Annotated in this window: 24 protein-coding genes and 1 pseudogene; 15 read left to right on the top strand and 10 right to left on the bottom strand. The window is 50.8% G+C overall.

Translation table 11 applies throughout. The features are described 5' to 3' along the window. Positions 1-197: 197 nt before the first annotated feature. From ACP5KC_RS04580 to ACP5KC_RS04560, 5 genes are all read left to right on the top strand, one after another. On the top strand, positions 198-1,502 hold the full coding sequence (locus tag ACP5KC_RS04580; protein ID WP_052883797.1) for an extracellular solute-binding protein: 1,305 nt from the start codon (positions 198-200) through the stop codon (positions 1,500-1,502). Positions 1,503-1,531: 29 nt separating this feature from the next. Next, the gene (locus tag ACP5KC_RS04575; RefSeq protein ID WP_052883796.1) at positions 1,532-2,398 is read left to right on the top strand and encodes a carbohydrate ABC transporter permease; all 867 of its coding nucleotides are present in this window, start codon (positions 1,532-1,534) and stop codon (positions 2,396-2,398) included. Continuing rightward, the gene (locus ACP5KC_RS04570; protein WP_191118693.1) at positions 2,386-3,189 is read left to right on the top strand and encodes a carbohydrate ABC transporter permease; all 804 of its coding nucleotides are present in this window, start codon (positions 2,386-2,388) and stop codon (positions 3,187-3,189) included. Before ACP5KC_RS04575 ends, ACP5KC_RS04570 begins: the two co-directional genes overlap by 13 nt. 16 nt (positions 3,190-3,205) lie before the next feature. Next, positions 3,206-4,252 carry an ABC transporter ATP-binding protein gene (locus ACP5KC_RS04565; RefSeq protein ID WP_428286888.1) on the top strand — a complete coding sequence of 349 codons (1,047 nt, stop codon included), beginning with the start codon at positions 3,206-3,208 and terminating at the stop codon, positions 4,250-4,252. A 79-nt stretch (positions 4,253-4,331) separates the two neighbouring features. Next, entirely contained in the window at positions 4,332-5,198 is an 867-nt protein-coding gene (locus ACP5KC_RS04560) for a cation diffusion facilitator family transporter (protein WP_428286887.1), read from the top strand. A 3-nt stretch (positions 5,199-5,201) separates the two neighbouring features. Here ACP5KC_RS04560 and pcp read toward each other — a convergent pair whose 3' ends face one another. Continuing rightward, positions 5,202-5,855, bottom strand: a complete 654-nt coding sequence (gene pcp / locus ACP5KC_RS04555; protein ID WP_273433301.1) for a pyroglutamyl-peptidase I — start codon at positions 5,853-5,855, stop codon at positions 5,202-5,204. A gap of 215 nt (positions 5,856-6,070) precedes the next feature. Here pcp and ACP5KC_RS04550 point away from each other — a divergent pair, with 215 nt between their 5' ends. The 6 genes from ACP5KC_RS04550 to ACP5KC_RS04525 all read left to right on the top strand — a co-directional run bounded on the left by ACP5KC_RS04550 (position 6,071) and on the right by ACP5KC_RS04525 (position 12,911). Next, positions 6,071-7,693 (top strand): ABC transporter substrate-binding protein, encoded by a 1,623-nt coding sequence (locus ACP5KC_RS04550; protein WP_428286886.1) that lies wholly within the window; start codon positions 6,071-6,073, stop codon positions 7,691-7,693. A 27-nt stretch (positions 7,694-7,720) separates the two neighbouring features. Then, positions 7,721-8,743 (top strand): ABC transporter permease, encoded by a 1,023-nt coding sequence (locus tag ACP5KC_RS04545; RefSeq protein WP_191118691.1) that lies wholly within the window; start codon positions 7,721-7,723, stop codon positions 8,741-8,743. Then, positions 8,743-9,624 (top strand): ABC transporter permease, encoded by an 882-nt coding sequence (locus tag ACP5KC_RS04540; protein WP_273433299.1) that lies wholly within the window; start codon positions 8,743-8,745, stop codon positions 9,622-9,624. Before ACP5KC_RS04545 ends, ACP5KC_RS04540 begins: the two co-directional genes overlap by 1 nt. Next, positions 9,621-10,568, top strand: coding sequence for an ABC transporter ATP-binding protein (locus tag ACP5KC_RS04535; RefSeq protein ID WP_052883789.1), 948 nt, complete (start codon positions 9,621-9,623; stop codon positions 10,566-10,568). Before ACP5KC_RS04540 ends, ACP5KC_RS04535 begins: the two co-directional genes overlap by 4 nt. Continuing rightward, positions 10,546-11,550 (top strand): ABC transporter ATP-binding protein, encoded by a 1,005-nt coding sequence (locus ACP5KC_RS04530; protein WP_273433298.1) that lies wholly within the window; start codon positions 10,546-10,548, stop codon positions 11,548-11,550. The genes ACP5KC_RS04535 and ACP5KC_RS04530 overlap by 23 nt, the downstream gene beginning before the upstream one ends. Before the next feature lie 137 nt (positions 11,551-11,687). Next, the gene (locus ACP5KC_RS04525) at positions 11,688-12,911 is read left to right on the top strand and encodes a serpin family protein (protein WP_428286885.1); all 1,224 of its coding nucleotides are present in this window, start codon (positions 11,688-11,690) and stop codon (positions 12,909-12,911) included. Between the two features lie 107 nt (positions 12,912-13,018). Here ACP5KC_RS04525 and ACP5KC_RS04520 read toward each other — a convergent pair whose 3' ends face one another. The 3 genes from ACP5KC_RS04520 to ACP5KC_RS04510 form a co-directional block, all read right to left on the bottom strand. Next, positions 13,019-13,834, bottom strand: a complete 816-nt coding sequence (locus ACP5KC_RS04520; RefSeq protein WP_052883786.1) for a hypothetical protein — start codon at positions 13,832-13,834, stop codon at positions 13,019-13,021. Positions 13,835-13,870: 36 nt separating this feature from the next. Next, positions 13,871-14,581 carry an ABC transporter ATP-binding protein gene (locus ACP5KC_RS04515; protein ID WP_191118689.1) on the bottom strand — a complete coding sequence of 237 codons (711 nt, stop codon included), beginning with the start codon at positions 14,579-14,581 and terminating at the stop codon, positions 13,871-13,873. Between the two features lie 239 nt (positions 14,582-14,820). Next, complete coding sequence (locus tag ACP5KC_RS04510; protein ID WP_428286884.1) at positions 14,821-15,648, bottom strand: alpha/beta hydrolase; 828 nt, start codon at positions 15,646-15,648, stop codon at positions 14,821-14,823. Between the two features lie 282 nt (positions 15,649-15,930). On the opposite strand from ACP5KC_RS04510, the gene ACP5KC_RS04505 reads away from it, so the two are divergent. The 3 genes from ACP5KC_RS04505 to ACP5KC_RS04495 all read left to right on the top strand — a co-directional run bounded on the left by ACP5KC_RS04505 (position 15,931) and on the right by ACP5KC_RS04495 (position 18,039). Further along, the gene (locus ACP5KC_RS04505; protein WP_052883783.1) at positions 15,931-16,338 is read left to right on the top strand and encodes a PRC-barrel domain-containing protein; all 408 of its coding nucleotides are present in this window, start codon (positions 15,931-15,933) and stop codon (positions 16,336-16,338) included. 148 nt (positions 16,339-16,486) lie between these two features. Then, a complete protein-coding gene (locus ACP5KC_RS04500; protein WP_428286883.1) occupies positions 16,487-17,071 on the top strand; it encodes a V4R domain-containing protein in 585 nt (194 codons plus the stop codon). Between the two features lie 194 nt (positions 17,072-17,265). Then, positions 17,266-18,039, top strand: a complete 774-nt coding sequence (locus tag ACP5KC_RS04495; protein ID WP_424738914.1) for a class I SAM-dependent methyltransferase — start codon at positions 17,266-17,268, stop codon at positions 18,037-18,039. Between the two features lie 93 nt (positions 18,040-18,132). Here the strand turns inward: ACP5KC_RS04495 and ACP5KC_RS04490 are convergent, their stop codons facing one another. The 5 genes from ACP5KC_RS04490 to hypA form a co-directional block, all read right to left on the bottom strand. Next, positions 18,133-20,535, bottom strand: a complete 2,403-nt coding sequence (locus ACP5KC_RS04490; protein ID WP_273434050.1) for a plasma-membrane proton-efflux P-type ATPase — start codon at positions 20,533-20,535, stop codon at positions 18,133-18,135. Positions 20,536-20,585: 50 nt separating this feature from the next. Then, positions 20,586-21,101 (bottom strand): hypothetical protein, encoded by a 516-nt coding sequence (locus tag ACP5KC_RS04485; RefSeq protein WP_428286882.1) that lies wholly within the window; start codon positions 21,099-21,101, stop codon positions 20,586-20,588. A 39-nt stretch (positions 21,102-21,140) separates the two neighbouring features. Further along, a complete protein-coding gene (gene metG, locus ACP5KC_RS04480; protein WP_428286881.1) occupies positions 21,141-22,634 on the bottom strand; it encodes a methionine--tRNA ligase in 1,494 nt (497 codons plus the stop codon). 310 nt (positions 22,635-22,944) lie between these two features. Then, positions 22,945-23,673, bottom strand: coding sequence for a P-loop NTPase (locus ACP5KC_RS04475; protein WP_273434056.1), 729 nt, complete (start codon positions 23,671-23,673; stop codon positions 22,945-22,947). A 1-nt stretch (position 23,674) separates the two neighbouring features. Continuing rightward, positions 23,675-24,070, bottom strand: coding sequence for a hydrogenase nickel incorporation protein HypA (gene hypA / locus ACP5KC_RS04470; RefSeq protein WP_424738882.1), 396 nt, complete (start codon positions 24,068-24,070; stop codon positions 23,675-23,677). 146 nt (positions 24,071-24,216) lie between these two features. Here hypA and ACP5KC_RS04465 point away from each other — a divergent pair, with 146 nt between their 5' ends. After that, on the top strand, positions 24,217-25,443 hold the full coding sequence (locus ACP5KC_RS04465; protein WP_052883776.1) for an MFS transporter: 1,227 nt from the start codon (positions 24,217-24,219) through the stop codon (positions 25,441-25,443). On the opposite strand, the pseudogene ACP5KC_RS04460 reads toward ACP5KC_RS04465, so the two are convergent. After that, a pseudogene (locus ACP5KC_RS04460) lies at positions 25,433-26,105 on the bottom strand (hypothetical protein); the annotation flags it as partial. The gene ACP5KC_RS04465 and the pseudogene ACP5KC_RS04460 overlap by 11 nt on opposite strands.

Raw genomic sequence — 26,105 nt, 5'->3', positions numbered from 1 at the left:
CGATATTCTCGTTCAGCAGGGTTAAGTCAAGTATTAGGTAGCTTCACCTGGAACTCATAATTTCTCTTTAGTTTTCATCTTATTATTTTTAATATATAACCAAATAGAGTAAGTAAGTGACATATGTTATGCATTTATTAATCATTTAAGTAAAGTTTATAAGTTTGATTCAAGTAAAACTCTCTGCCGGTGGAAAAATGGTCACCAGGCGTCAGTTCATCTACCTCGTAGGAGGAGTAGCTCTAGCAGCAGCGGCGGGCGGGATCTATTACTGGCTTTCTCAGACACCCTCAACACAGCCGTCAAAACCCAAGAAGATTTCTGGAAAGCTAACGATCCTGGGTAGGAGTGGTTACCACGAGACCATCAACAGGAACCTAATGGACACCTTCAGCAAGAAGTATCCCGATGTGACTTTAGACTATGTCCCCAAGGGCTATACCGACGAGTATCAGACTATCATACTATCCATGAGGAACAAGTCAAGCGACTACGACGTGCTCTACATTGACGAGCCCTGGATCCACATGTTCATACAGAACGGCTGGCTGATGCCCATCGATAACCCAGACCTTTCAAACTATCCAGACTTCCTCAAGAGCTGGCCCACCGTGGGGGGCAAGACATATGCGCAGGCCATCACTGGGAACGCGAACTTCCTCTTCTACCGCACGGACATCCTAAAGGACCTGGGAGAGTCTCCACCCGAAACCTGGGACGACGTGCTCCGGATAGCCAAGAAGGTCAAAAGCAAGTACACGGATACCGGTGTCAAGCTCTACGGGTTCGGCGCATACTCTGTTAAAGGGACCTCTATCGCACAGGACACCTTCCCAGCGATACTTTACCCGTTCGGTGGGAGATACTTCGCAGACGACGGTATTACGCCTGCGCTCAAGAGCCAGGAGGCCATCGACGCGCTAGAGTTCTTCAAGGAGTTAAAGAAGTACTCTCACCCGAGGATGACCGAGTTTGGCAGCCTTGCAGAGTACAGCGAGGCTATTCTAAGGGGAGAGGTGGCCATAGGAGTAGTCTGGAACGGCTGGATCTCAGACATTGACAACCCGCAGAAGTCACAGGTTGTCGGGAAGATCGACATAATGCCATACCCGCGCCAGAAGGTGTCCTTCGGTGCACAGTCTGGAGTCTGGTATATGGCAGCATCTTCATATACGACGAACCCTGACGCCGCTATCGAATACGTGAAGGTCACCACGAGCTTCGAGGCCCAGAAGAGGGCTGCGATAGAGGCAGGACTACCGCCAACCAGGCTGAACGTATTTACGGATCCCGACTACAAGGCTAAGGTAAGGCTGGCAGACAAGTTCCTGGACATCATTAGAGTCGTCAAACCAGTCAGAACAAACCCGCTATGGGGAGACATGGCTGAAAACGTTGGAACGTATCTCTACATGGGACTCTTGGGCCAGATAAGCGCAGAGGAGGCGATCACTAAGGCTTACGAGGAAATGGTGAAGGTAACCTCGGCTGTTAAGTCTTAAGGCATTGCTTAGAAGCATGTGAAATAGGTATGAGTAAGAAGACTGGCATACGAAACGAGATTTTTTTGCTTCCTGGACTTCTCGGCTTAATGGTCTTCATCTTCGCGATAAGCTACTCTGTCTACATGTCGTTCTACAGGTACAAGCTGGGATTCACTGAGCCCACCTATGTCGGTCTGAAAAATTTTGTCGACCTTCTCACCAATGACGTGATCTTTAGGACCGCCATCGTAAACACGTTGTACTTCGTAGTGGTGGCGACGACCCTAGAGATACTCTACGGCATTCTTCTAGCCGTCCTTCTCTACTGGAGCAAGTACCGGTATCTCTTCCTACCGTTCCTCTTAGTCCCCATGCTGCTTCCCGCGGTGAACGTTGTAGTCCTATGGAGATTCATGTTTCACCCGGAGTATGGGCTCGTCAACATGTTCTTGAAAACCTTTGGTTTCGCGCCTATAGACCCGCTCAACGATCCCACGTGGGCCATGCCAACAATAATACTGATGGATATGTGGCAGATGACTCCCTTCGTTATGATAATAATCCTGGCCGGTTTGTCAACTGTCCCGAACGAGATCATTACAGCTGCACGTATAGACGGGGCGAGCAAGCTGAGCATGACTCTAAAGATACTTCTTCCACTTACAAAGAACATTATAATGGCTGTCGTACTCCTTCGCCTCATAGACGCCTTCAGGATATTCGCTAAGGTACAGCTCTTAACGCGGGGTGGGCCAGGGATAGCCACGGAAACCTTGGAGCTTCAAATCTATAACCGTGGTGTGAGAGGCCTAGAGATAGGCTTGGGCTCCTCCATGTCTGTTATATTCATCTTGCTAGCCATGACTGTTATTGTCCCGTACATGATTATGGTGATAAAAGGATGGCGTCGGTGAACGACCTCATCTTGGTAGTACTCCTGTTATCCGTCATAGTGCCTTTAGGCGCTCTCGTCCTCATAAGCTTCCTTCCACCAGGTGAATACACGATACCGCCCCAGCACCCAACGCTATCGAATTACGCCTACGTTATAGAGAAGCTGGGATTCCAGCAAAACATGTTTAACACATTTGTGTTCATCACTCTAGCTGTTATAATCTCCCTTGTCCTGGCTATCCCGACATCTTATGCGATAGCGAGGCTACCCATAAGGTATGAGGTCTGGGCTGCAACCGTCGCGCTAGTGATCCTTGCAAAATCCGTGCCCCCGGGTAGCCTCCTCGTCCCAATATACGACTGGCTCTGGAGGCTCAAGCTCACCAACACGCCCCTAGGCGTAGCCCTCAGCTACCAGGTCTACACGCTCCCCTACACTATTTGGCTTTTAACGTCGTTTTTCCTGGATTTGCCTCGGGAAATAGAGGTTGCCGCGCGCCTCGACGGGGCCGGCAGTTTCGACCGTCTGAGGCATATTATTCTCCCGGTCTCCATCCCGGGGATCATATCGGTGGTGATTATGAATTACCTGAACTTGTGGAATGAATACATGTATTCGAGCGTCATGGTCTCAAGCAGCAGGCTTCAAACCGCGGCCGTGGTGCTCGGACAGATGGTGACCAGCGAGTATGTTGTCGAGTGGGGTATCATGGCGGCCGCAAACATACTCAGCATCATACCAGCCTTGCTGTTTGTAACTTTTGTTCAAAAGAACATTTCAAAGGCTATAACGGGTGGTATTAAGGGGTAATGGGAGGTGGTAGAGCATGGGAATGGTTGAACTTGAAGGAGTAACAAAAAGCTATGGTAAAAACAGGGTCTTAGAAGGGATAAGCCTGAGCGCTGAGAAAAACGAGTTCCTTGTAGTTCTTGGGGCAAGCGGAGAGGGAAAAAGCACAATCCTGAACATAATATCTGGCGTCGTTAGGCCAGACAAGGGCAGAGTCGTCATAGACGGAGAGGTTGTAGACGACTCAGGTAAAACGTACATCCCTCCCGAGAAGAGGGATATTGGATACGTCTTCCAAAACTACGCGCTTTACCCACACATGACGGCTTTCGACAATATAGCATTCCCGCTTCGCATGCGGAAGCTTCCGGAGAATGAGGTCAAGAAGAGGGTATTGGAGGTTGCAGAAATGCTCAGGATAAGTCACGTGCTCGACCACAAGCCTTCACAGCTTTCTGGTGGACAGCAACAACGTGTAGCTGTTGCGAGGGCTATTGTAAAGGAGCCGAAGCTCCTACTCATGGACGAGCCTTTCAGCAACATCGATCCTGCTCTGAGGGCCAGCGTGAGGTGGGAGCTAAAGGTTCTCGTCAAGAAGGTAGGGATTACGACTATAATGGCTACACACGACCAGGAGGAGGCAATGTCCCTAGCGGATCGAGTAGCACTCCTAAGAAAGGGTAGGTTCATCCAGTACGATGCTCCTGAGAAGATATACGAGCACCCTGTAAACGCCTATGTGGCGGAATTCATAGGCGGCATGAACGTCCTACCGCTAAACGACAGGCTGGCCGGCATCCTTCAGGAACAGCTAGGGGTTAAGGTTTCCACGGGAGAAAAGCTTTTCGGGTTCCGGCCCGAACACACTGCCATCTCTGACGCAAGGGGGATCCCCGTCAGGGTGTTGGGCGGAGAGTTCAGGGGGGAGAAATGGGTCTATGTCGTGGATCTAGGATTAGATAGGCCTGCAAAGATATTCTCACAGTCCAGGATTCAGGCCGACACAACTATAAGGATACTTCCCAGGAGGCTTTACTTCTTCGGCGAGGATGAGAGTACTACCAGGATAGAGGAGATCGTTTAGCCTCCATAATAAATAAAAAATAAAAGCCTTATTTCTAAATTCTCTCTAAGCGGGTTTAAGCTAGACTGAGGTGTACACGTTGGAAAATGAAGGCAAACTAGGACGGATTTTTCTCGCCGCCATGCTCGGGAACGCAGCGGTAAGCCTGGTCAAGATACTGGGTGGTCTCCTTTCGGGCAGCACGGCGCTGCTAGCGGATGGCAGTGACTCTATCCTTAACGTTGCCAGCTCTGGTATTGCTTACCATTATTACAAGCGGAGCCGGAAGCCGCCTGACGAGAAACACCCTTATGGTCATGTGAGGTTCGAGGTCTATGGCTCGATTCTAATCCTTCTACTCATGGCCGCAACCTTCAGCTTCGTCGGCTTTATGGCTGTTGACAGGCTTGCGCATGGTGAGCCGGAGCTCGTTGATAAGATAGGGATAGCTTTCGCAGTGGTATCTATCCTGCTAAACGCCTCGGTCTCGTCCCTGCTTCGCGTCCACGGCAGGGGAAGCCAGATTGCCCTGGCTGAATCCAGGCACGTGAGCCTAGACGTCGCAGAGGGTGTTACAACCCTCGCCGGAGTTACACTTGGCTCGCTCTTTTCAGCATACTATGACCTCGCTGCGACGATAATAATTCTCGGAATGGTCTCATACTTCATCTATGAGACGCTCCAGGATCTCAGATCCCAGATTATAGACACTAGTCCACCTTCAGAGGTGCTCGACGCGATCAGAGAGGAAGCAATGAGGATTCATGGAGTAAAGGGGGTGCACGCTCTGAGAGCTAGGGTCGTAGGGGAAAGGATCTACGCTGACCTTCACCTCGAGGTGGATCCACACCTCAGCGTCGAGGAGGCCCACCGCTTGTGCGACGAGCTTGAGAAGAGTATAGAGAGGCGTTTTGAAGGAAGAGTCGACCTAACCATTCACGTTGAGCCGGCTCCAAGCCATGGCTGAGGGTTACAGGTCCCCGGTAATGGTTCGCTGGTATTGAATACAGGCTTTTATACAGGCTTCTATGCCTCTAGCTGCGAGACCCGGAGCCATTGAGGGGATATTACCCTGTAGGGCTTGCAGAGGACTAGCAGGGACATGCACGAAGCCTACTAGTGTACCCATCTTGCCTGATTCAACGTAGTGTAGAGCCGTGTACATCGCGGCGTTGCATACAAAGGTTCCAGCGCTGTTTGAGACAGCTGCAGGGACGCCGGCGGCCCTAATGCTCTCAACAGCCCTTTTGACTGGTATCGTGGCGAAGTAGGCTGCAGGCGCCCCCGGGTAGATGGGCTCGTCCTCTGGCTTGTAGTTATCGTTGTCCGCTATCCTGGCGTCCATCACGTTTATAGCCACGCGCTCGACGTGTAGAGAGCTGATTCCACTGGCCTGACCTGTTAGAAGGAGAAGTGTGGGCTTGTGTTCCTCGAGGATGAGTGGTATCAAATCCTTTACCTTTCTGAAGCTAACGGGTAGCTGTACTTTAACAACCTCGGCTCCTTCTAGAGAGTCGGGTAAGAGCTTCACGGCTTCCCATGAAGAGTTTGTTTTGTCCCCGCCGAAGGGCTCGAAGCCTGAAACTATTATCTTCACAAGGGCTTCTAAAGGGGGTCTAGACATAAAGGTAACTCTTAGTAATTCTCTTATCAGGGAGGGGTGATTCTTCCGCTGGCTGGTTTTGAAACCTGTATCTGGGACGGAAAGCCTTGTCAGGAGCTCTTTACACGTGAAAAATTTTTGTTTTCAACCGAGTTAGGACAGAGTTACTTGAATGTATTAGCCTTGTTTGTTATATTATAAAGAATTTCTTTCATAAAATTGCTAAGTAACTTTAAATGTGTAAATTAAGGCTGTCGAGTGCTATGGCTAAACCCGGCTCTAAAAAGACAACACTAGCAGTGGCTGTAGCGCTTATAGCTGTGGTAGCTGTTATAGCGGCCTACTTCCTCCTTGCCCCGAAAGCTCCGAAAGTTAAGAACGTCATAGTTATTGGCACCACCGACAATGTTCAAACGACTCTCGACCCTTGCGAGGCATACGACTACCTCGGGGTTAACATAATACAGAACATGGGCGAGGGGCTCTTCGCATATGAGCCTGGAACTGCAAAGCTGGTAAACAAGCTCGCCGTCAGCTACACAGTTAGCCCTGACAGGAAGGTATGGGACATAAAGATACGCACCGATGCCAAGTTCCAGGACGGGACACCCTTAACGGCCCAGGCTGTCGTGTGGTCCTGGGAGAGGACGATAAAGCTCAACCAGGACCCCGCCTTTCTAATCGGCGACTTGATCGAGAAGGCGGAGGCTATCTCCAGCGACACTGTGCGCGTATACCTTAAGCAGCCCTTCGAGGAAACATACGTTAAGTCGCTCCTCGCAACGTGGGTCGCTTTCCCCGTGAACCCGAAGACTACCCCGATGGATGTCGTGAAGCCGCCAAATACCGTAGACATGATAGGCCCCTACAAGCTCGCCAGCTGGAAGCCGGGGGAGTATATCGAGCTCGTCGCCAACCCCAACTACTACGGTGAGAAGCCTAAGACCGAGCGCGTGATTATAAGGTTCTACAAGGATGCCCAGTCTCTCAGGCTGGCTGTCGAGAACGGGGAGGTGGACGTGGCCTTCAGGACTCTCTCCCCAGCGGACGTCAAGGACATAATGGCTAAGGGTGCGCTTCAGGTGGTTAGCGGGCCTGGAATAGCCCCGATCCGCTACATGGTGATAAACGTCAACAAGGAACCGTTCAACGATAAGAGGGTTCGGCAGGCTATAGCCTACCTTATAGACAGGAACCAGATCGTGAACACCGTCTATATGGGGACCTTCGCGCAGCCCCTTTACAGTATGGTCCCGATAGGCTTCTTGGGCCACAAGGATAGCTTCAAGGAAAGGTACGGTGACAAGCCTAACGTCCAGGCGGCGAGACAACTCCTAGTGCAGGCCGGCTTCAGCGAGTCCAACCCATTAAAGATGGAGCTCTGGTACACCCCGGTCAGGTACACGCCCGCCGAGCCAGACATAGCGGCCATCATAAAGCAGAACCTAGAGGCGAGCGGCATGATCAAGGTGGACCTTAAGAGCGCCGACTGGGCCACCTATAGGTCGCTCTTCAAGCAGGAGAAGATAGCGGTCTGGCTTCTCGGCTGGTTCCCAGACTTCCTCGACTCCGACAACTATGTCAGGCCCTTCTACCACTCAGGGGCTAACGGTTGGCTACACGTGAACTACCAGAACCCCACGATTGACAAGCTGATCGACGAGCAGGTGCTCCAGCCCACGGAGCAGAGGATTAAGACGCTAGCCCAGATACAGGACATAGCCGCTGAAGATGCACCGATAATACCCTTGTGGCAGGAGGGGCAGTTCGCGGTTGCACAGAAGAACGTGAAGGGGATAGTCCTCGACTACTCGCAGATATTCAGGTACTGGCTGATCTACGCTGAGGTAAGCGGCTGAACGAGATTTTTTCTCATGGTGCTACTGATGGGTCTAAAAGAGTACGTTTTTTCCCGTATTCTACTCACACCTGTAATGCTATTCATACTCTTGACCTTCGTCTTCCTACTCCTAAGGGTCTTGCCGGGCGACCCTATAACGATGCTGGAGGGCAAGAACATACCCGAGGACGTTCTAGCAAGGCGTAGGGCCGAGCTAGGACTAGACAAGCCGATATACGTCCAGTACATAGACTACCTTTACTCCGTCTTCGTGAAGCTCGACCTGGGCGAGACTGCGCTAGAGAGAGTGCCGGTGGCCTACCTTATAGCTGTCAGGCTTCCAGCCACGATCGAGTTAGCAGTATCATCAACGATTATCGCGGCGTTGATAGGCCTATCAATGGGTCTACTCTCGGCGAGGTACCAGTACGGGAGGCTGCCCTACGCTGTTAGGGTCTACTCCTCCGTCGTCTACTCCATACCTGTTTTCTATATCGGGCTCCTGCTTCAAGCCTTCCTCGCAAAACCCCTAGGTATGCCTACAACGGGGAGGCTAAGCCCCATAAACATGGTTCTAGCAGACTCGCTACCCGTTAGGACAGGCTTTATTTTCCTCGACTCGCTTCTATCGGGCAGGCTCGACATACTATCCGACTACCTGATACATCTGCTCCTCCCCTCGCTCACGCTGGGAATATACCTTTCCGGGGTATTCTCACGGGTAACCTATCTCTCCGTGGAGGACGCCATGTCGCAAGAATACACCCAGGCAGCGCGCGGAAGGGGGCTGCGTGAGTGGACCATCGTTAAAAGGTACGGCTTGAGGAACGCGCTCATACCGATACTGACCATGGCTGGACTGCAGGTTGCGGCACTCCTAGGTGGTGCTGTGCTGACCGAGACCACCTTCAACTGGGAGGGCATCGGCCTACTAGTCTACGAGGGAATTCTCAAGCGGGACTACGCCATAGTTCAGGGCGCGGTCACGATATACGCTGTACTAGTATCCCTGACAAGCCTCATCGTGGACGTTTTGTATGCATATGTAGACCCGAGGGTGAGGTACTGATGAGAAGGCCCAAGACATTCGGCGAGTGGTCTTTACTCACAGGAGGGGTTTTGACGGGCATCGTGGTTGTTCTCGCTGTGTTCGGGCAATACCTGGCTCAGGGGAACGTTACCTCCAGCTACATATACGTGGACAGCCGGCCTGTTGAGGTGCCTCCACTGCTGCCACCCCTCTCACAGGTCAAAGTAGGCGAGGAGACACGGGTATTCTATCTGGGAACAGACCAGCTTGGACGGGACGTTCTCGGGAGGCTTCTAGCCGGGGCGAGGTTCGTGCTTGCAGTCGCGCTTCTGAGCACGCTTATCTCAGGGATTGTCGGAACCCTGCTAGGATTGATATCGGGCTATACGGGAGGTCTGCTCGACAGGGCTCTATCAGTCACAATGGACAGCCTGTACTCGCTCCCGGGACTTATAATCGCAATAGCTTTAGCCGCTCTTCTAGGGACCGGCCTGTGGAACATCTCCATGGCGATAGCCGTAGCCTATATACCATCGTATTTCCGCATGGTCAGGGGCAATGTTCTATCATTGAAGAACATGCCGTTCGTCGAGGCCGCCAGGATTTCCGGTGCAGGACCCCTCAGCATCACTGTGAGACAAATACTGCCTAACACCTTCCCATCTATAGCCTCCCTGCTACCCATAACCTTCGCCGACGCAATAATAACGGAGGCAGGCCTCTCCTTCCTAGGCCTAGGCATCGAGCCACCCACTCCCGACTGGGGATTCGACCTGAACAAGGGTAGACAGTTTTTCCTAGCAGGCTACTGGTGGATAGGAGTGTTCCCAGGCCTCGCCATAGTTGTGAGCGTTCTCGGATTCCTCTTGCTTGGAGAGGGGCTTAACGAGATTCTCAACCCGAAGAGGTGGGAGATATGAGTCTCCTGGAGGTCAGGGATCTAAAGGTCAGCTATACTACAAGGCGGGGGAGAATAGAGGCCTTGAGCGGGGTCTCACTCGCGCTTGGGGAAGGAGAAGTCGTGGGGGTTGTTGGCGAGAGCGGCTCCGGTAAGAGCACCCTGGGACAGGCCATATTGCGTCTACTCCCCAGGTACGCTCACATTGAGGGCGGTGAAGTCCTGTTTCAGGGCAGGAACCTCCTCGAGCTGGAGGAGGACGAGATGCGCGAGATAAGGGGGAGGGAGATAGCGATGGTCTTCCAGGACCCCTATTCCTCCCTGAACCCCGTGATGCGTATAATAGACCACTTCAGCGAGCTCTACGAGGAGCATGGCGCCGGCTACACGCGCGAGGAAGCTGCTAAGTTGGCTGGAGATATCCTTGAAAAGATGGGCGTGCCCCGCGAAAAGCTTCTAGAGTACCCGCACCAGATGAGTGGGGGGCAGAGGCAAAGGGTAGCTATAGCGCTAGGCTTGGCTTTGAACCCGAGGCTCCTTATAGCCGACGAGATCACCACTGCTCTAGACGCTCTAGTAGAGGCACAGATCGTTGACCTACTAAAAGAGGTCCGGCACACATTCAAGACATCTATCCTCTTCATCACACACAACATGGGCCTCGTCGCCCAGCTGGCCGACAAGGTTACAGTGATGTATGCAGGCAAGATAGTCGAGTTCGGGAACACGAGAGACGTGATCAGCAGCCCCCTTCACCCCTACACGAAGGCCCTCCTAGCGTCTGTGCCTAGGATTGGAGGCTCCAAGGAACTTCAACCCATACCCGGAGACCCACCGGATATGAGGAGCCCTCCCCCGGGATGCAGGTTCCATCCGAGATGCCCCCTTGCCACTGAGAAGTGCAGGTCAGAAGAGCCTCCTTTAAAGTTGAAGGGTGATAGACTTGTCGCATGCCACTATGCATAAACTCTTGTCCTTGATAGACCTGAAGGTATACTTCCCTGTCAAGAGAACTATAGGGGAGGTGCTCAGCGGGAGGAGAAGGTTTTTGAAGGCCGTCGACGGCGTAAGCTTCGAGATAGGAAAGGGCGAGATACTAGCACTGGTTGGCGAGAGCGGCTCTGGCAAGACAACCGTTGCTAGGACGGTCGTAGGGCTTGTAAAACCGACCAGCGGAAAGGTCCTCTACGAGGGAAAAGACATATTTAGCCTCAACGGCGAGGAGCTCCGGAGGTATCGACGCAGAGTCCAAATGGTCTTCCAGGACCCTGCTGTGAGCCTTAACCCCCGGCTACGAGTAGGGGTCCAGGTCAAATACCCGTTGGATGTAAACAACATCGGAACGCCAGAGGAGCGCAAGGAGAGAGCCTTTAAGGCACTCGAAGCTGTCGGTCTAACTCCTCCAGAGGAGTTCTACCGGAGGTATCCACACCAGCTTAGCGGCGGGCAGAGACAACGCGTAGCGATAGCAAGGGCCCTCGTCCTCGAGCCAGAACTCCTGATAGCAGATGAGCCTATATCTAACATAGATGTCTCCGCGAGAGCCCAGGTCTTAACACTGTTGAAAGAGCTCCGCAGGAGAATGGGATTGAGTATGCTCTACATAACCCACGACCTCTCATCGGCATGGGCTATAGCCGACAGGGTCGCCGTGATGTATCTGGGAAAGATCGTGGAGTACGGCACGGTTGAACAAGTCTTCAGCGAGCCCCTCCACCCATACACTAGGGCCCTGTTAGGCTCAGTCCCAAGCATAACGCCACAACAAATGCTCGCTGTGAGGGTCGCCTTGAAGGGGGAAGTGCCGAACGCTTTGGATCTGCCCCCTGGATGCAGGCTAAATCCGAGATGCCCGTTTGCATCAGAAGCTTGCAGGGTAAGTGAGCCACTACTAGTCGATGTCGGTGGCGGACACCTAGTGGCATGCCACCTTTACTCGAAGGGATAGTGAAACGCCTTGTCGAAATAGAGCCGCCCGTTTCTCCCGTTAGAGTTTAAACGTTGTCCCCACACGGGCCTATACGTATCCATGATACGTAGCCTCGATGCATCACTTTTAAACCACTGGATGTGGCTAGGGACTTGATGAGCCGTCTGAAACTAATCGTTACAGTATTGCTGGTATCGCTTTTTATAAGCCTTATAGCGATATTCTTTAACATGGCCCCCAAGACAGAGCATTCTCAGCCCCCAGCAACCGTGATGGCGAGCCCTCTAGACTCCTATACGGGCTTCGCGATACGCTTCTCCCTCAAGTCCGGCCTCGGGCAAAGGAACACTGTTGTTTCGCCGTACAGCGTCTACATGGCTTTGCTCATGCTGAGCGAGGGAGCCTCAGGGCAGACGAGGTCGGAGCTACTCACAGCCCTGGGCCTCTCATCCCTAAGTGATGCGAGAGAGTGGTTTAAAGAGTCTACGGGCAGGTTCCTAGCCTGCTCTACACCCACGAAGACAAGCATAGCGAACAGTATATGGGTAAAGAAGGGTGTTCCCGTCCGCGACTCCTTTGTGAAGACCTTAGTAGATTATTACATGGCCGAGAAATACACCTTCACGGATACGAATAGCGCTGTAAAGGATATAAACGAATGGGTATCAGACAAGACGCAAGGCCTGATCAAAGAGATACTTAAGCAGCTTGACGAGTCCAGCGTTGTAGTTTTGGTGAACACTGTTTACTTCAAGTCAAACTGGACTACACCCTTCGAAAACGAGTACAAAGACTTGTTCTTTTCACCGAAGGGTACGGTTGAGACCGAGTTCATGTCGGGCACGGTGCCAGCGGTCACGATCGAGACGGAGGACTATACTGCCGTCATGCTGGGCTACAAGGGCACTGACATCAAGTTCGTCATACTGATGCCTCGAAAGACCGGATTAAAGGAATTCATGGAGGGAATGACTAGTGAGAAGCTAATCTCCATATTCACGGAGCTCGCGACCAGCAGGGAGGAGAATATAAAGCTATCTATGCCGAGGTTCGACGTGGACAGCGGAATCCTGGAAGTGAAGCCAGTGCTTAAAGAGATGGGTATAAGCAATGTCTTTACTCCGGAGGCGGATCTCTCCGCAATGATAGATACTTCTAAAATACTTGGGAATGTCTATGTAGACGACGTTTTTCACAGGGCTCGAGTCAAAGTGGACACAGAGGGTACGGAGGCTGCAGCGGCTACAGCTGTTGTGGTCAGGGTTACGGCAGTCCCCCTTCAAGTAAAGGCTGTGAAGATTGACAGGCCATTCGCATTCTTCCTCATAGACCCCCAGACGAAAGCCATCATCTTCGCTGGTAGTTTTGTTCAGCCGTAGAAGTATTACATGCACCCTGTCACTAATACGATTTTTTAGAAAAAGGGTAATTCCCGACCTGAAAGCGTTTCAGAGCCGTCTCCGATGCTAATCGGAGAGTAAGCTTGCTACTCGAAGCCCCACTTGTGGAGACTCGAGACCGCTAACGTTAAGACGGCAATCCAAAATGATAACAGAAAGACGATGTCGAGTGGGCTCAGCACGCTCATGTATCCACCCGCAGCTATCCGGGCAGCCTCGCCAAGAGGTGTAACCGGCAAGAGAAGTAATAAGGGTCTCATAGGCCAGGGGGTGAGGCTTAGGGGATAGAACACCGGTGAGAGCATAAGTATGAAGTTCATGACGGGGTTGGTCACTATACTGAGCCTACTCTTAGGTTTTACATGGGGTGCAATGGCAAGGGTTGCGAGCATACCGAGAACTAGGGAAATGAGGGCTAGCGTGAAGAGCCAGGGAATAGAGCTGATGCTGATGTCCATCATTAAGATGAGGGCTAGCGGAAGCCATATCTCAAAAAGGAGGGCCGGTATGAGTGAGATTAAGATTCCAAGGAGATATTCAGAGAATGTTAGAGGCGAGGCTACGTAGACTTCGCGCTGGCCTGTAGCCCAATCCCACTCTAATATACGGGCAACACTACTCGACCCAAGGCTCCAGCCCCCGGCTATAAATGAAGCTATGAGATAGTCCCTTAAGAGGGTGGGACCGCCCCAGAAGCCAACGAAGAAGAGCATCCCCAATAAGAAGCCAAATAATTGACCTAGGGGGCTCTTACGCCTCCACCAGAGGATAACCTGCATGCTAGCTACGCCGATTATCCTATATACCCTATCAGGGAGTCTTCGAAGGAAGAGCTTTCTAAGGAGGACGTATAATCTCCAATACTTTTCCATAAGCCTCCAGTAGATGTCCCTCAACCGCATGGCTTACACTCCCGCGCCAACCGACAGATCCTCCCCTTAATCCTTGGCCTCCTTCTTCTTCCAGTAGAAGGGCCCGAGCACTTCCCAGAGCTTCCTGGGAGGACCTTGAAACAATATGTAACCGTCATCCAGGACTATAACCCTTTGGGCTAGCTTTTGAGCCTGGGAGAGATCCCTGAGTGTAAGCACGACCGTTATCCCCATCTCAACTCTCTTTTTTAGCCAGGAGATCATTAACTCACGTGTATTTTTATCGACTCCGCTAAACGGGTCGTCTAGAAGCAGAACCTCGGCCTGTGAAGCTAGGATTGCAGCAAAATATACCCTCTTCTCGAGGCCGGGACTCAGCTCGGCTATGGGCGTTCTCATGTAGTCTTCTAGACCCAGTTCAAGCAGCCAGTCTCTCGTCTGCTCTCGGGCCTCGCCATATGAGAAGCCCCGAGACAATAGGTAAGTAAAGACATATTCCCTAGGGGTCAAACTTGGAGGCGCAGAGTACCCTTCTGGGAGGTAAGCGATCATCTTACGAACTAAGCGAGGCTCCTTTAAAACATCAAAGCCTAGTATCTCTACCTTCCCAGAGTCAGGTTTGAGATTCGTTGATAGGATGCCTAGGAGGGTAGTCTTCCCAGAGCCTCCTGGTCCCGAGATAGCGACCAGTTCGACATCCACCTGGAAAGAGATACCCTTAAGAACATATTCGCCCTGCAAACTCTTATAAAGATCAGCGACATTGATCACAGTCATTAGGATACCCCGCCTGGGCTCCCTGTTCCCAAACGAGTAACTATAACCACAGGAATCTCCCGTTTTATTGGATATTTCTGCTTTATGCTAACACGTGTATTAAGGTCAAGAGGGCCTTTTAGATACAAGGCTAGACTGGAATTCTATTCACATGGGAGTTTATCGGATCCCCCTTCTCGCCCACTAACCTTCTACTCGACTACCTCTGTTCTGGTGGTCCCGCTTTACTCGTGGGGATGCTATGCGTGCTTGGCTATCCAATCAGCTATCTCTGATGCTATTTGCCTCCACTCGGGTTCGTTTAATATCTCGTGCCTTAGGCCCTTATACACTTTGAGAGTCTTGTCTTTAGAAGATATTGACTCGTAGAGTTTCCTGCTTGCGGATGGTGGTACAAGGCAGTCCTCCTCCCCGTGCATTATAAGGGCTGGAACCTTTATGAGGGGGACCCTGCTCCACACGCTCGCCACCCCCTTTCCAAACTCGACGAGTAACTTCACGGTTGGGTCTTTGAGGACAAGGGGGTCGTCCACGTATCTTTTGATTATATCTTCGTCCCGTGTAAGACAGTCCGTCGCGACAGGTAATGGTATCCTCTTCCGTGGAGAGAAAACACCGAGGAGCTGGAGGAGTATCTTTTGTATGAGAGGTGTTCTGACTTCTACTGCGGCCCCACTCGTTATGAATCCCCTGCTCTCATCTCCAAGTCTTGACACGGTGTGAGTGGCTATTAGACCCCCCATGCTGTGGCCAAATATAAAGAAACTCTTCACATCCGTCTTGCTTTTAACGTGCTCAACGAAGGCTATTGTGTCGCGGATGAAGTCCTCGAAAGAGTTTATGTATCCTCTTTCCGATTTTGAGAGGCCGTGTCCTCTTAAGTCGTACATGTATAGGGCCATGCCTTTCTCGACCAGAAATTCGCCGAAGTGGCTATAACGCCCACTGTGCTCCGCAAAGCCGTGAATGCCAACGACAACGGCCTTTGGGCTTGACTCGGGTTCCCAGAATCTCATTATTGTCTCGAGGCCTGTTTTAAGAAAGATATTTTCAGAGCCCGTCTTCATATGTTAATATACAGCATGTATGAGTTATTTGAGGCTTTCTCGATAAAACTTTTCCTCGTTCTTACATATCTCAAGAAGAAGAGGGGCAACGAGGGAATGCATTTATTGGCGTAACCCCACTCGAAATTGAGGATGATGATATTGAGTCCCGCACCGCACTGGTGAGGAACACCGACCTATCTGACCCACATGTTTTTGAACTTCAATCACCTGGGAAGGTATCAATCGTGGTGACTCGGGTTCTACAAAAGACTGATATATGAGACAGCCTTTCTATAATTTATGAGCATAACTCGCTCTGAACTAATAGGCAAGGCGGTTTATGATCAGGAGGCAAAATTCATAGGCACCGTTCAAGATATTGTGATCAAACTGGAGGAAAAGGACATCGGAATACAGGTTAGGACGCCACTAGGAACCCTCCTAGAGATCTCTTCAGACAAGATTCTAGCCGTCAAGGATATCATTTTGCTCAAGGAGAAGATCGAATTACCTAAAGAGGTTTCCCAAGGACCCGTACAACAAACCCCCCCGCTAGCCACCTCTCCCCCACAGCCATCTAGCGGGCTGAAGATTCCCATCCCGTTCAAACGGGAAGAAAAGATATGTCCTTACTGTGGAAAGCCTGCCACGTATATACCACAGTATAAGCGGTGGTACTGCTTTAATTGCCAGAGATATATTGACTAGGGATTCATCCTCAGAATTAACAATAAAATGTTTTCCCTATATAATCCAACAAGCCCTTAGCCTGACTACACAAATGATTCTGACATTTTAAAATATAAGTTTTTATTCTAGCATCTTATATCCAAGCTGACGGTTCCAAAAAAAGGTGGTGGATCTGCTCAAAGATAAGGTAGCTGAAGCCCTTAAAATGTATCGCGAGATTTCATCAAAAGCTCTATCGGGAGAGATTGAACCTAACCCGCCACAAAATGATTACTCTATTCTTGACTTATTAGCATCGGAGAGGCCAACCTTTCAACTCGTTAACCCCGAGGACCCTGTTTATGTTTCAAGCTTTAGGCTTCTAAGATGGTCGGAGCCCGTTGATCTCGGACAGAAGACATTTAACATTGTTTTATTCACGGCGGGTAGGGTTCTAGGGGAAAACGCTGTTGAACATGGCCTTATTAAGAACCTCGATGACCTTGTGGAATTTGCCTTGAATCAGAGGCTGGGAATATACGACATAGTCTCAGCCGATGATTCCAGTGTGGTTATCAACGTGTATGAGTCCATCTCGAGCTCCGGGATTCCTAACATTGGACGCACGGTATGCCACTTTGAACGCGGATTTTTAACGGCTGTTTTCTCGAAGCTTTACAAGCGTAGGGTAAGCGTTGAAGAGACGCACTGCTGGGGGACCGGCTATTCCTTTGATAGGTTTGAGATAAAAATCAGCGACGTTTCTGTTTAAGCACGTTTACGAAGCGTTAGAGTTTTTACTGGAGTTGGAATTTTTTCCTTAAGCCGCTTACACCTCTTTTAAAGAGTGTTGTTTCGAAAGAGATTTTCACTGGTTGGGGAGTCAGTTTAATCTTTTAGAAAGCGTCTCTGGGAATGATTCTAATTTCCCTGAAAAAATCCTTTTATGCCATGATATATTTGAAAATGCTCGTGAGTAGCGAGGACTTTTATGCTCAGTACTATGACATACTTTACTCGCACCGAAACGTTAAGAGCGAGGTCGACTTCTTAGAGAAGGTCTTCCAGAAACATGCCAAGCGAAGTGTAAAAAAGATTCTTGACGTTGGGTGTGGAACTGGAATACACAGCGTTGAACTTGCAAGGCGTGGATACTCTGTTTTAGGGGTTGACGCCTCGAAAGTCATGATAGAGCGCGCGAGAGAGAAGGCAAAAGACATCGATAACGTCTCGTTTATGGTGGCGGATGCGCGCCATCTTAAGCTACCTGAGAAGTATGATGCAGCTATCGCCATGTATGGCGTTATAAGCTATTTCACAACAGACGAAGACGCTCTAGACTTTCTAAAAAGCATCCGTGGATCCCTCGAGTCAGGCTCAATATTCGTATTCGATACCTGGAACATGTTAGGCGTTCTCGAGAAACGTGTCTATTATGAGACGCCGAGCACCCACGTTCGCAAGTATGGCTCCCTTATAGCCCTTAAGGAGGAGTCGTGGAGGCTCAACGTGCTTAGCCAGACCTCTACTGCTGAGATATCCTGGTCCGTTATAGACTTGAAGAGCGGGGTAATCGACACGGCTAGCCACACGCTGGTTCTGCGATTGTTTACGCCCCGCGAATTGAAACACTTGTTGCGTGAGTCGGGGTTTGAAGTCGTCACAATGTTCGAGGATTACACCTGTAAGCCCATCACCGAGTCTAGCTCCGAACTAGTGGTTGTAGCTAGGGCTGTCTAGGGAGAAGAGGGACATCATAAAGAGAAAGAGTTCCTCATATTAAGGTATCCTTGTGGACTAATAGATTGAGAATAGATTAAGCAAAAATTCGCTTTACCGTTTCAGCCCGTTCTTTCTCGATAGGAACACCTTTAAGGGTTCAAGGAGCAACACGGTTAGCGAGCAGGCTAGGACGGTTAGGATATCTTCGATGGACATCCTTGGCAGTATTACCCCGTATAAACCCATCAGTGTGAAGGCTAGGAAAGTGGCTATGATGCTTATAGTCAGTTCTCTCCCGGGCTTTGAATGCCACATCCAGTCCCTTTCACGAACCATGAGAACTCGGAATTGACTTGTATAAACCATGGCTAGGAGAGTTGTGGCACGTACTAAGCTCCAATCAGCACCATTGGAAAATGTAAACCTCGACACTAGGAAGACTGGCAATGCCATAAGGAATCCGAGCAGAAGAGATTGAATTGCTATGGGGACGAGGCGCCAACGGGTGGGCTTCTGGGAGGGAGTGGCATGGTCTGTCGCAAGGGACATTGTGAGGAAATCGTTGGCTAGAAGAAGCAAAGCCATGTCGACAGGCTCTAAAAGCATCCTTCTATAAACGAGCATGCCTGCTAGGAGCACAGCTATGCTTTGAACCGTCTTTGAGACCTTGTTTATAACCCAAGACAGAGCTCTCTCATGTAACGTCCTGCTAACCTTCACGGCCATAACTATAGGCTCGATGCCGGGCTTCACGAGGACTATGCTAGCCGCTGCCTTGGCTGCATCAGTGGCGTTTTCCACAGCTATTCCGACTTCAGCCTGGCTTAAGGCTGGTGCATCGTTAACGCCGTCACCAGTCATTGCCACGAAGTGCCCCTTTGCCTGTAGTGCTTTGACGACGTGGAACTTGTCCTCAGGATATACCTCAGCAAGGCCGTCGACCTCGTCTATTACGTCGACAAGCTCCTTGCCAGAGGATCTAAGATCTCTCACTGAGAGAACTCTTTCGCCTATTCCTACCTGTTTAGCGATTTCCTTTGCGACAGCTACATTGTCACCTGTGAGCATGATAGGTCGTATCCCGTTAGCCTTTAGCTCTAAGATCAGCTGCCTGGAATCAGGTCTGGGGGGATCTAAGAGGTGTATAAGCGCTACAAGATCGAGTTTTGAGATGTCTTCCTTGGATCTGGCCACTGCCAGTGTTCTCATTCCCCGCGAGGCTGCCTTATCAAGCTCCTCCAGAACCTCTTTCTCTATCTTTTCACGATTCGAAGAGAGTGAAAGCACTGTCCGGGGCTCCCCCATCACCACCTTAAAGCGTTCCCCGTCGTGCTGGACAACGGCTTCCGACCTCTTGATAGAGGGGTCGAACGGGGTAAATTCTACAACAGTGTATCTGCTCGCATCAACTCCTTTACTCTTGGCATACTCTATGACGGCAAGGTTGAGCGGGTCCTCCGCCTCGGCGCGTGAAGCGAGCAGCGCGTAGAGAGCAGCTTTCCCCTCATCTTCCATGAAGGTCCGAACCTCTACAACCCTAAGCTTGTTCATCGTTATAGTCCCCGTCTTGTCAAGGCAGCTTACATCGACAGCCGAAAAGTCTTCAGCCGCGCTGAGCCTAGTTACCAGGACTCCGTTCCGTGCGAGCTCAAGAGCGCCATAAGCCTGCATGATTGTCAATACTGCTGGGAGCGCTACCGGGACGGAGGACATTAGGAAGACGACAGCCATGTTTGTGAGATCTATGAGGGGTCTCCTCTCCCATATGGAAATAATCGAAGCGACGACAAGCCCTGCCAGCCCGATGAAGACGGCATATCTTGTTACCTGTAGAACGACTTCCTCCTGCTCTGAGCGGCTCTTTGCCTGTTTTATGAGCTCCAGCGTCTTCCCGAAATACGTTCTCGTACCTGTGTTGACCACTATGCACTTGGCCTCACCCCTCTTAACTATAGAGCCCGAGAAGGCCACGTCGCCAGGAGAGACCTCTACGGGCAGGGATTCACCGGTTAGAGCGGATTGATCGACGAGAAGTTTTCCTTCAATCAGCTTTACATCTGCAGGTACTACAGAGCCAAGCCTCAGGAAGACTATGTCCCCTGGAACAAGCTCACGGGCGGGTAGACTGACCCACTTGCCCTCTCGGAGAACCCTTGCGTTGACAGTCAGCTTTCTCTTTAAAAGCTCTACCGCTTTTTTCGAGGATCTCGCGTGGTAGTGGCCGAGTGTAGCATTTAAAACGAGTAGTCCCAGCATTATAGCTGCCTCAAAATATCTACCGGCGAGATAAGATACGGCGATCGTGAACTCCATAAGCCAGGGTAGGGGCCCCCAGTATCTTTTCAAGTATTCAAGGAGGGGGTTTTCCTTCTTCTCGGGGATCTCGTTGAAACCATACTCCTTGAGCCTTTTTTCTGCCTCCTGGCTGCTCAAGCCTTGCGGAGAGCTTCCCAGTTTCTCGAAAACCTCTTCAAGGCTCATCTTCTGGTAGTCCTTAGTCGAAATACTGCTCATGACACCTCGAAACTATCTAAACAATATATTGTTTATCTTATTTGCTTGGATTAAATCTCCTTATAGTTGTCGTCGAAGTGAAGGAAAAGACGAGCCTGGGGGTGAAGTCTTCTAGCCACCTCGAGGACTTTGAGGTCATCGTCGTGGATTTCTACTAGTTTCTGTATCCTGGCTAGAACGCTGGCTTTGAAGTCTACGTCTCTACGTCGCTCAGAGTTAGGCCTCATAACTAAAATCGTTCTCTCCATAGGCACCCCCATGCTCTTCAGCTGAGCGACTGTCGACTTGAATAACCTGTACGGCCTCCCTGTGAGGATCAGGACAACGCCTTTACCCAGTCTGTCTAATAACAGCTTTATCCCAGTCTCCCTTGGCTTGTCAAGCTCGAGGAGCTCAGGGGACAAGAATACCTTCCAGAAAGCCTGTCTTAGCCCGGGCTCTATGTCCTCGGGCCTCTCATATCCCTCCAGGCCGACGCTCCTGAGGGCTGCTTTGAGACGCTCGCTTGCATCCACAAGTACCCCGTCTACATCGAAAACGTAGACGTCTCCGGTAGGAAGAAACACAGAATTCACCGTTTAGCTTGGGGGAATTCGAGCTTTTCCTCAAACCTTCTTGAAGAGGATGGGGGCATCTTTAACCTTGAAAAGCTGGGTCTGACCGTAGGCGAGGTTCGGTGGTGGTATGATCTCGAATCCTAGGGAGCGAGAAACGATCTCACTCGTCTTTGGCATGACGGGGTAGAGGAGGTTTGTTGATATCCTTATAGCCTCGAGAACATTGTATAGTGGCTTGTTGGGATCCTCGCTGGACCATGGCTGTGTGCGGTTCAGGTAGGCGTTTGCCTCCCGGAGTAAGTCGAAGCTCAGGCTTAGGCTCTCAGCTATCTTGAGCTCCCCCATGAGTTGCTGTGTCCTAGAGATAACTCCAGTTGCGAGACTGGCTAGAGACTCGTCTAAACCCGCCTTTACAACCTCACCATTCAGCCTTCTGAGGGCCAGGACGCCTGCTCGGCGTACAAGGTTCCCGTATGTGTCTGCTAGTTCACCGTTGTATATGCTGTCGAGGAGGTTTTGGTCGAACTCTACGTCTTTCTCGAGGTTGAGTAGCCTCATAAGGAGGTAGCGTACAGCGTCTGAGGAGCCATACCTCTCGAGGAGGTCGTCTATCATAACGACGTTCCCGGTGCTTTTACCCATTTTGAGCCCGCGGTTCACGATGTAGGCGTGAACCACCAACATCTTCGGCGGGGCTACGCCGAGCATGCGGAGAACCGAAAACCATATGGCGCTGTGAAACCACAGGATGTCCTTGCCTATTATGTGGTGGGCTGAGGGCCAGTACTTCTCGAACCTGGAGTTGTCACGTAAGTACCCTACACCTGTCAGGTAGTTGAGGAGAGCATCTATCCAGACGTATGCAACAAAGTCTTTATCGAAGGGGAGCTCAACACCCCAGTAAACCCTTGACTTGGGCCTGGCCACTGAGAGGTCGCGGAGGCCCTCCTTTTTAATCCGGTTGGCAACCTCGCGTGCATAGCTCTCAGGCTTTATTATATTGCCCTCCTCGATTAAGTGGAGGATCTCGTCCTGCATGGCTGAGAGCTTTAGGAAGTATGTCTCCTCTTCAACCCACTCCAAGGGCTTGTTGTGGATAGGGCATAGTTTCTGCCCATCCTTCTCGACGTATTCGCCTTCACTGTAAAACTTCTCACAGCTTACACAGTACCAGCCACTATACTTCCCCTTGTACACGTAGCCCTTCTCATGCAACCTCTCGAAGACCCTGCCTACCAGCTCCTCGTGGTCTGGGTCGGTGGTTCTTATGAACCTGTCATACTGGATGTCGAGAAGTCCCCAGTACTTTTTGAATATCGGGACCATCTCGTCGACAAACTCCTTTGGAGTCTTGCCTGCCTTCTCCGCGCTACGCTGGAGTTTTAACCCGTGCTCATCTGTCCCTGTCAAGAAGAAGACGTCGTAGCCGTTAATCTTATGCCACCTGGCAAGCACGTCCGCCAGCACGGTCGTGTAGGCGTGCCCTATGTGCGGGACATCATTTGGATAGTATATGGGGGTTGTTACGTAAAACGTCTTCACCCTAATCACCTTTGAGCCCTAAGAGGCCCTGGAAATAAAAACTCTATGCCCCTATATTCCAGGGTAATATCGAGCGCCTCGACGTGACTCGGGACTTTAGACGCGCATATATAAGAGAGTAGCGTTCCCGTCCTATTCAACGATTTTCCATAGAAATGCTAACACGATCGCTGCAAGAATGTAGTAGAAGCAAAGGTCACACGTAGCCACCAGGGTAGATTTCCATTAAACCCTCAACAGAGATGGCCACCTCTCCATTTTCTTCAGAGAACAAAGCGGGGTATAAACAAATTCGTATACCGCTCAGAGGCTAGAGGAGAGATATAATCCTGTACTTGACGGCTTCTAAGCCTGTCCCCAAGGCCTCTAACACCTTATCCCTATTGCCCTCAAGCCTCTGGAAGCCTTCAATCAAAGGTAAGCATGCCAGCGCAGACGTATTTAATCTCCCCTGTATTTTTGAGCACTCATTACACATGTTAGCCACTATGCCTATGCTCCTTAACCCTTCCTGTGCGAGGAAGTCAATCATTCTTTTCGTCGATAAGAGGCTCATCTCGTCACAAGTTGAGATTATCAACACCCTTGAATCACGGTGGAGACGTAGGAGTTCTAGGAGAGTGTCCGAGAGGCCTGGGGGCGAGTCAACTATGAGGATCCTGCTTGACCACCTTGTAACTGCGAGAAGCTCGCGAAGCGCGTCTACGGTTTCATGCCCTCGTAGTGGTAGGGGCTTGTCCTTAGAGTAGAAAGCCGGGCTCATGAACTCAAGTTTATCCTCGACCCTTACAGGTAGGACTCCTTTTTCCTCTTCGGGAGTTATGCTCTCGGCGTCTAAGCCTAGCATAACGTGAGTGGTAGGGTTTGTGAAGTCTGCATCTAGCAGGCCTGTCGGTACGCCCTCCCTAGCAAGTAAGAGGCTGAGAGCACTCGCAACCGTCGTCTTACCTACACCGCCCTTCGGGCTGGCTACAGGCACGACGAGCCGGAAACTCTCAAGCCTCTCGCGTATAAGTGGGACGCGGAAGTCGAGATCCATCTTATATCACCCTTACCTTGACACCCCTTCCAGCAGTTATTTCGAAGTCCCTGCTACCGCACCTAGGACAAGAATAATGGGAGTGTACCACCTCTGGGACAAAGTGTACAGCCTCGCGGAACTCCTCCTTCACGGGCCATTCTTCCAGTGTCCAGGTGTGCCCGCAAACCTGGCACTTGAAGGCTGCTTTCTCGCGTGTAATTTTGAAGCCTTGAACATCTATCCCTTTCTCGCGGCGGATCTCCTCAAACAATTCTTTTAAGGCTAGCTCAAAAACCCCTTCATCAACAGCCTGAAGCTCCCCCAAAACGACCTCGACTTGCCTGACATCCCTGCCCTTTACCACTAGCTCCTCTACGGTCCTCGCCACAGCCTCTGCTAAAGCCCACTCGTGCACGAGTCGTACACGTCATGTCTGCATAAAAAGGTTATGCTCTATCCTTTAACGAACAGGCAATAGCAATCTGTAGACGTCTAATATTGTTTAACATGCCTGATTAGTGCGTATAAGTTAATAAATCAGTAGGTAATCAAGGAGAGATTGTGCAGAAAAATCCTGGCGACGCGATAAAGAAAAAACTGTTGGCCTACAATTTCACCTCTAGCCTCTCCGGAAACCTAGTGTCGCCCTTCCTATCTTTATTCATTTACGAACTCGCGGGAGGCAGCTTCCTCGCAACGAGTATAGGAAGCCAGCTCCCGGCTGCCATATCAGCGGTAATGTCCTTTATATGGGCCCGCTTATCAGACTCTACAGGTAAGAGAAAGAGCTTCATACTCATGGCATCTCTCACAGGAATAGTTTCAAGCGTGGCCCTAAGCTTCGCGACAAACCTACAACAAGTCGTTATCATCCAATCGCTTGGCGCCATAACGGGAAGTGCTGGAGGATCCGCTTTCTCAGCACTCCTAGCAGAGAAATTCCGCAACGGGCGCGGGGAATTCCTGGGAAAATACAATGCAATGGGTGTAGCGGGAGGCTTCATTGGAGGCCTAGCTTCAGGGGAGCTATACACGCTGCTCGGCTACAGGAATCTACTTCGCCTATACGCGGCCCTGAACATAATACCGGTCGCCCTGATACTCTCCATAGACGAGGAGAAAACAACCAACGCTAAACCACACGCACGAGTTATTCTTCACATCCCAAGGGTTCCAAGGAGGTTTTGGAGATTATACGCGTCAAGGCTGCTTTTAACGCTACCCGGGGCGATTAGCGGGGGTGTCCTGGGTATATATTTCCTGAGGTATCTTCGCGGCTCGCCCGAGGCCTGGTCAACGACTGTGGCAATCACTGTGCTGGCTGGGCTTTCTACAATACCTTACGGGAAACTTGCCGACAAGCTCTCCACGTCTGAGATGTTCACAATGGCTGGCCTTGGATGGACGATCCTCTATGCAGGATACTATCTTGCCCCGAATCCACTTGTCTTCGCCTTTTTCTTTATTATCCCCGTTTGGCCTTTGTTCTGGATAGCCTACACGAAGGCCCTGATGGACATAAGCGACGAGACGGAAAGAGCGACATTCTACGCCTTTGAGGGCGTGCTCTCAACAATCTATGGTTCAGTCATAGGGATCCTAGCCGGCTACCTTGCAGACGCGACCAGTCCTAGGACACTCTTCCTGTTATCTAGCCTCTCAGCACTCTCCGCAGCAATCCTTGTCCAGAAACTACTCCTACCTTTTAGCGGTCAAAAGAGGGCTAAGACTAATCCCCTACAATGGCTAATGGATTCTTCAATCCTTCAACCGATTCTTAAACGCTAGTTGAGACAGTTTTAAGCTTATCCATAACTTTGTCGAAATCGGCCACCCAGATCCCGATAGCGTAGTCTGAAAGCCCGCCCACCCAGATCAGGAGATCCTTGTAGTGTATTAGGCCGCATCCGAATGTCACGCCAGGTCTGTCTCCATAGAACTCTTCAAGCGTGGGTTCAGGCGCGATGAGATAATCGCTTATAGCGAGCAATCTTCCATCAGAATCCAGAAGCGCAAGTCCGTTCCTGTAGATATAATCGTTCCCGACGCCGTGCCAGCCTACAAGGTACTCGTTTGAGGAGATACGTACAGAATTCGTGGACCATCCCACCTTGATCTCGAAGGGCTCGTACAGGAGAACAGGCTCCATGGTATCTGCGCTTACAGTAAGTTCCTTTAAAGAGGCTACCGAGCGCCACCCAATCTCGAGGTAGCCACTGTTTTCAAGCGGGATGGAGGGCCTTAAAAGAAGGACTGAGTCTTTGTTACGTGCTTCTATAAGAGCGCTGTCTTTCCAGAAGGTATTGAAGAGTTCCCCCATGTATTCCAGTCTGAAATTACCCAGCTTTACTGCCTTGGAATCCTCGAGAACAGCTATCGCTTGTCTAGCCTCGACTCCCCCCGGGGACGGCTCAACAGCAGTATACAAAATGTAAGTCTTCGAGTCGAGC

The organism is Infirmifilum sp., from assembly GCF_049970975.1.
Classification (GTDB): Archaea; Thermoproteota; Thermoprotei; order Thermofilales; family Thermofilaceae; genus Thermofilum; species Thermofilum uzonense.
Note: the sequence above shows the minus strand (reverse complement) of the source record. Positions and strands in the feature narration are given on the sequence as shown.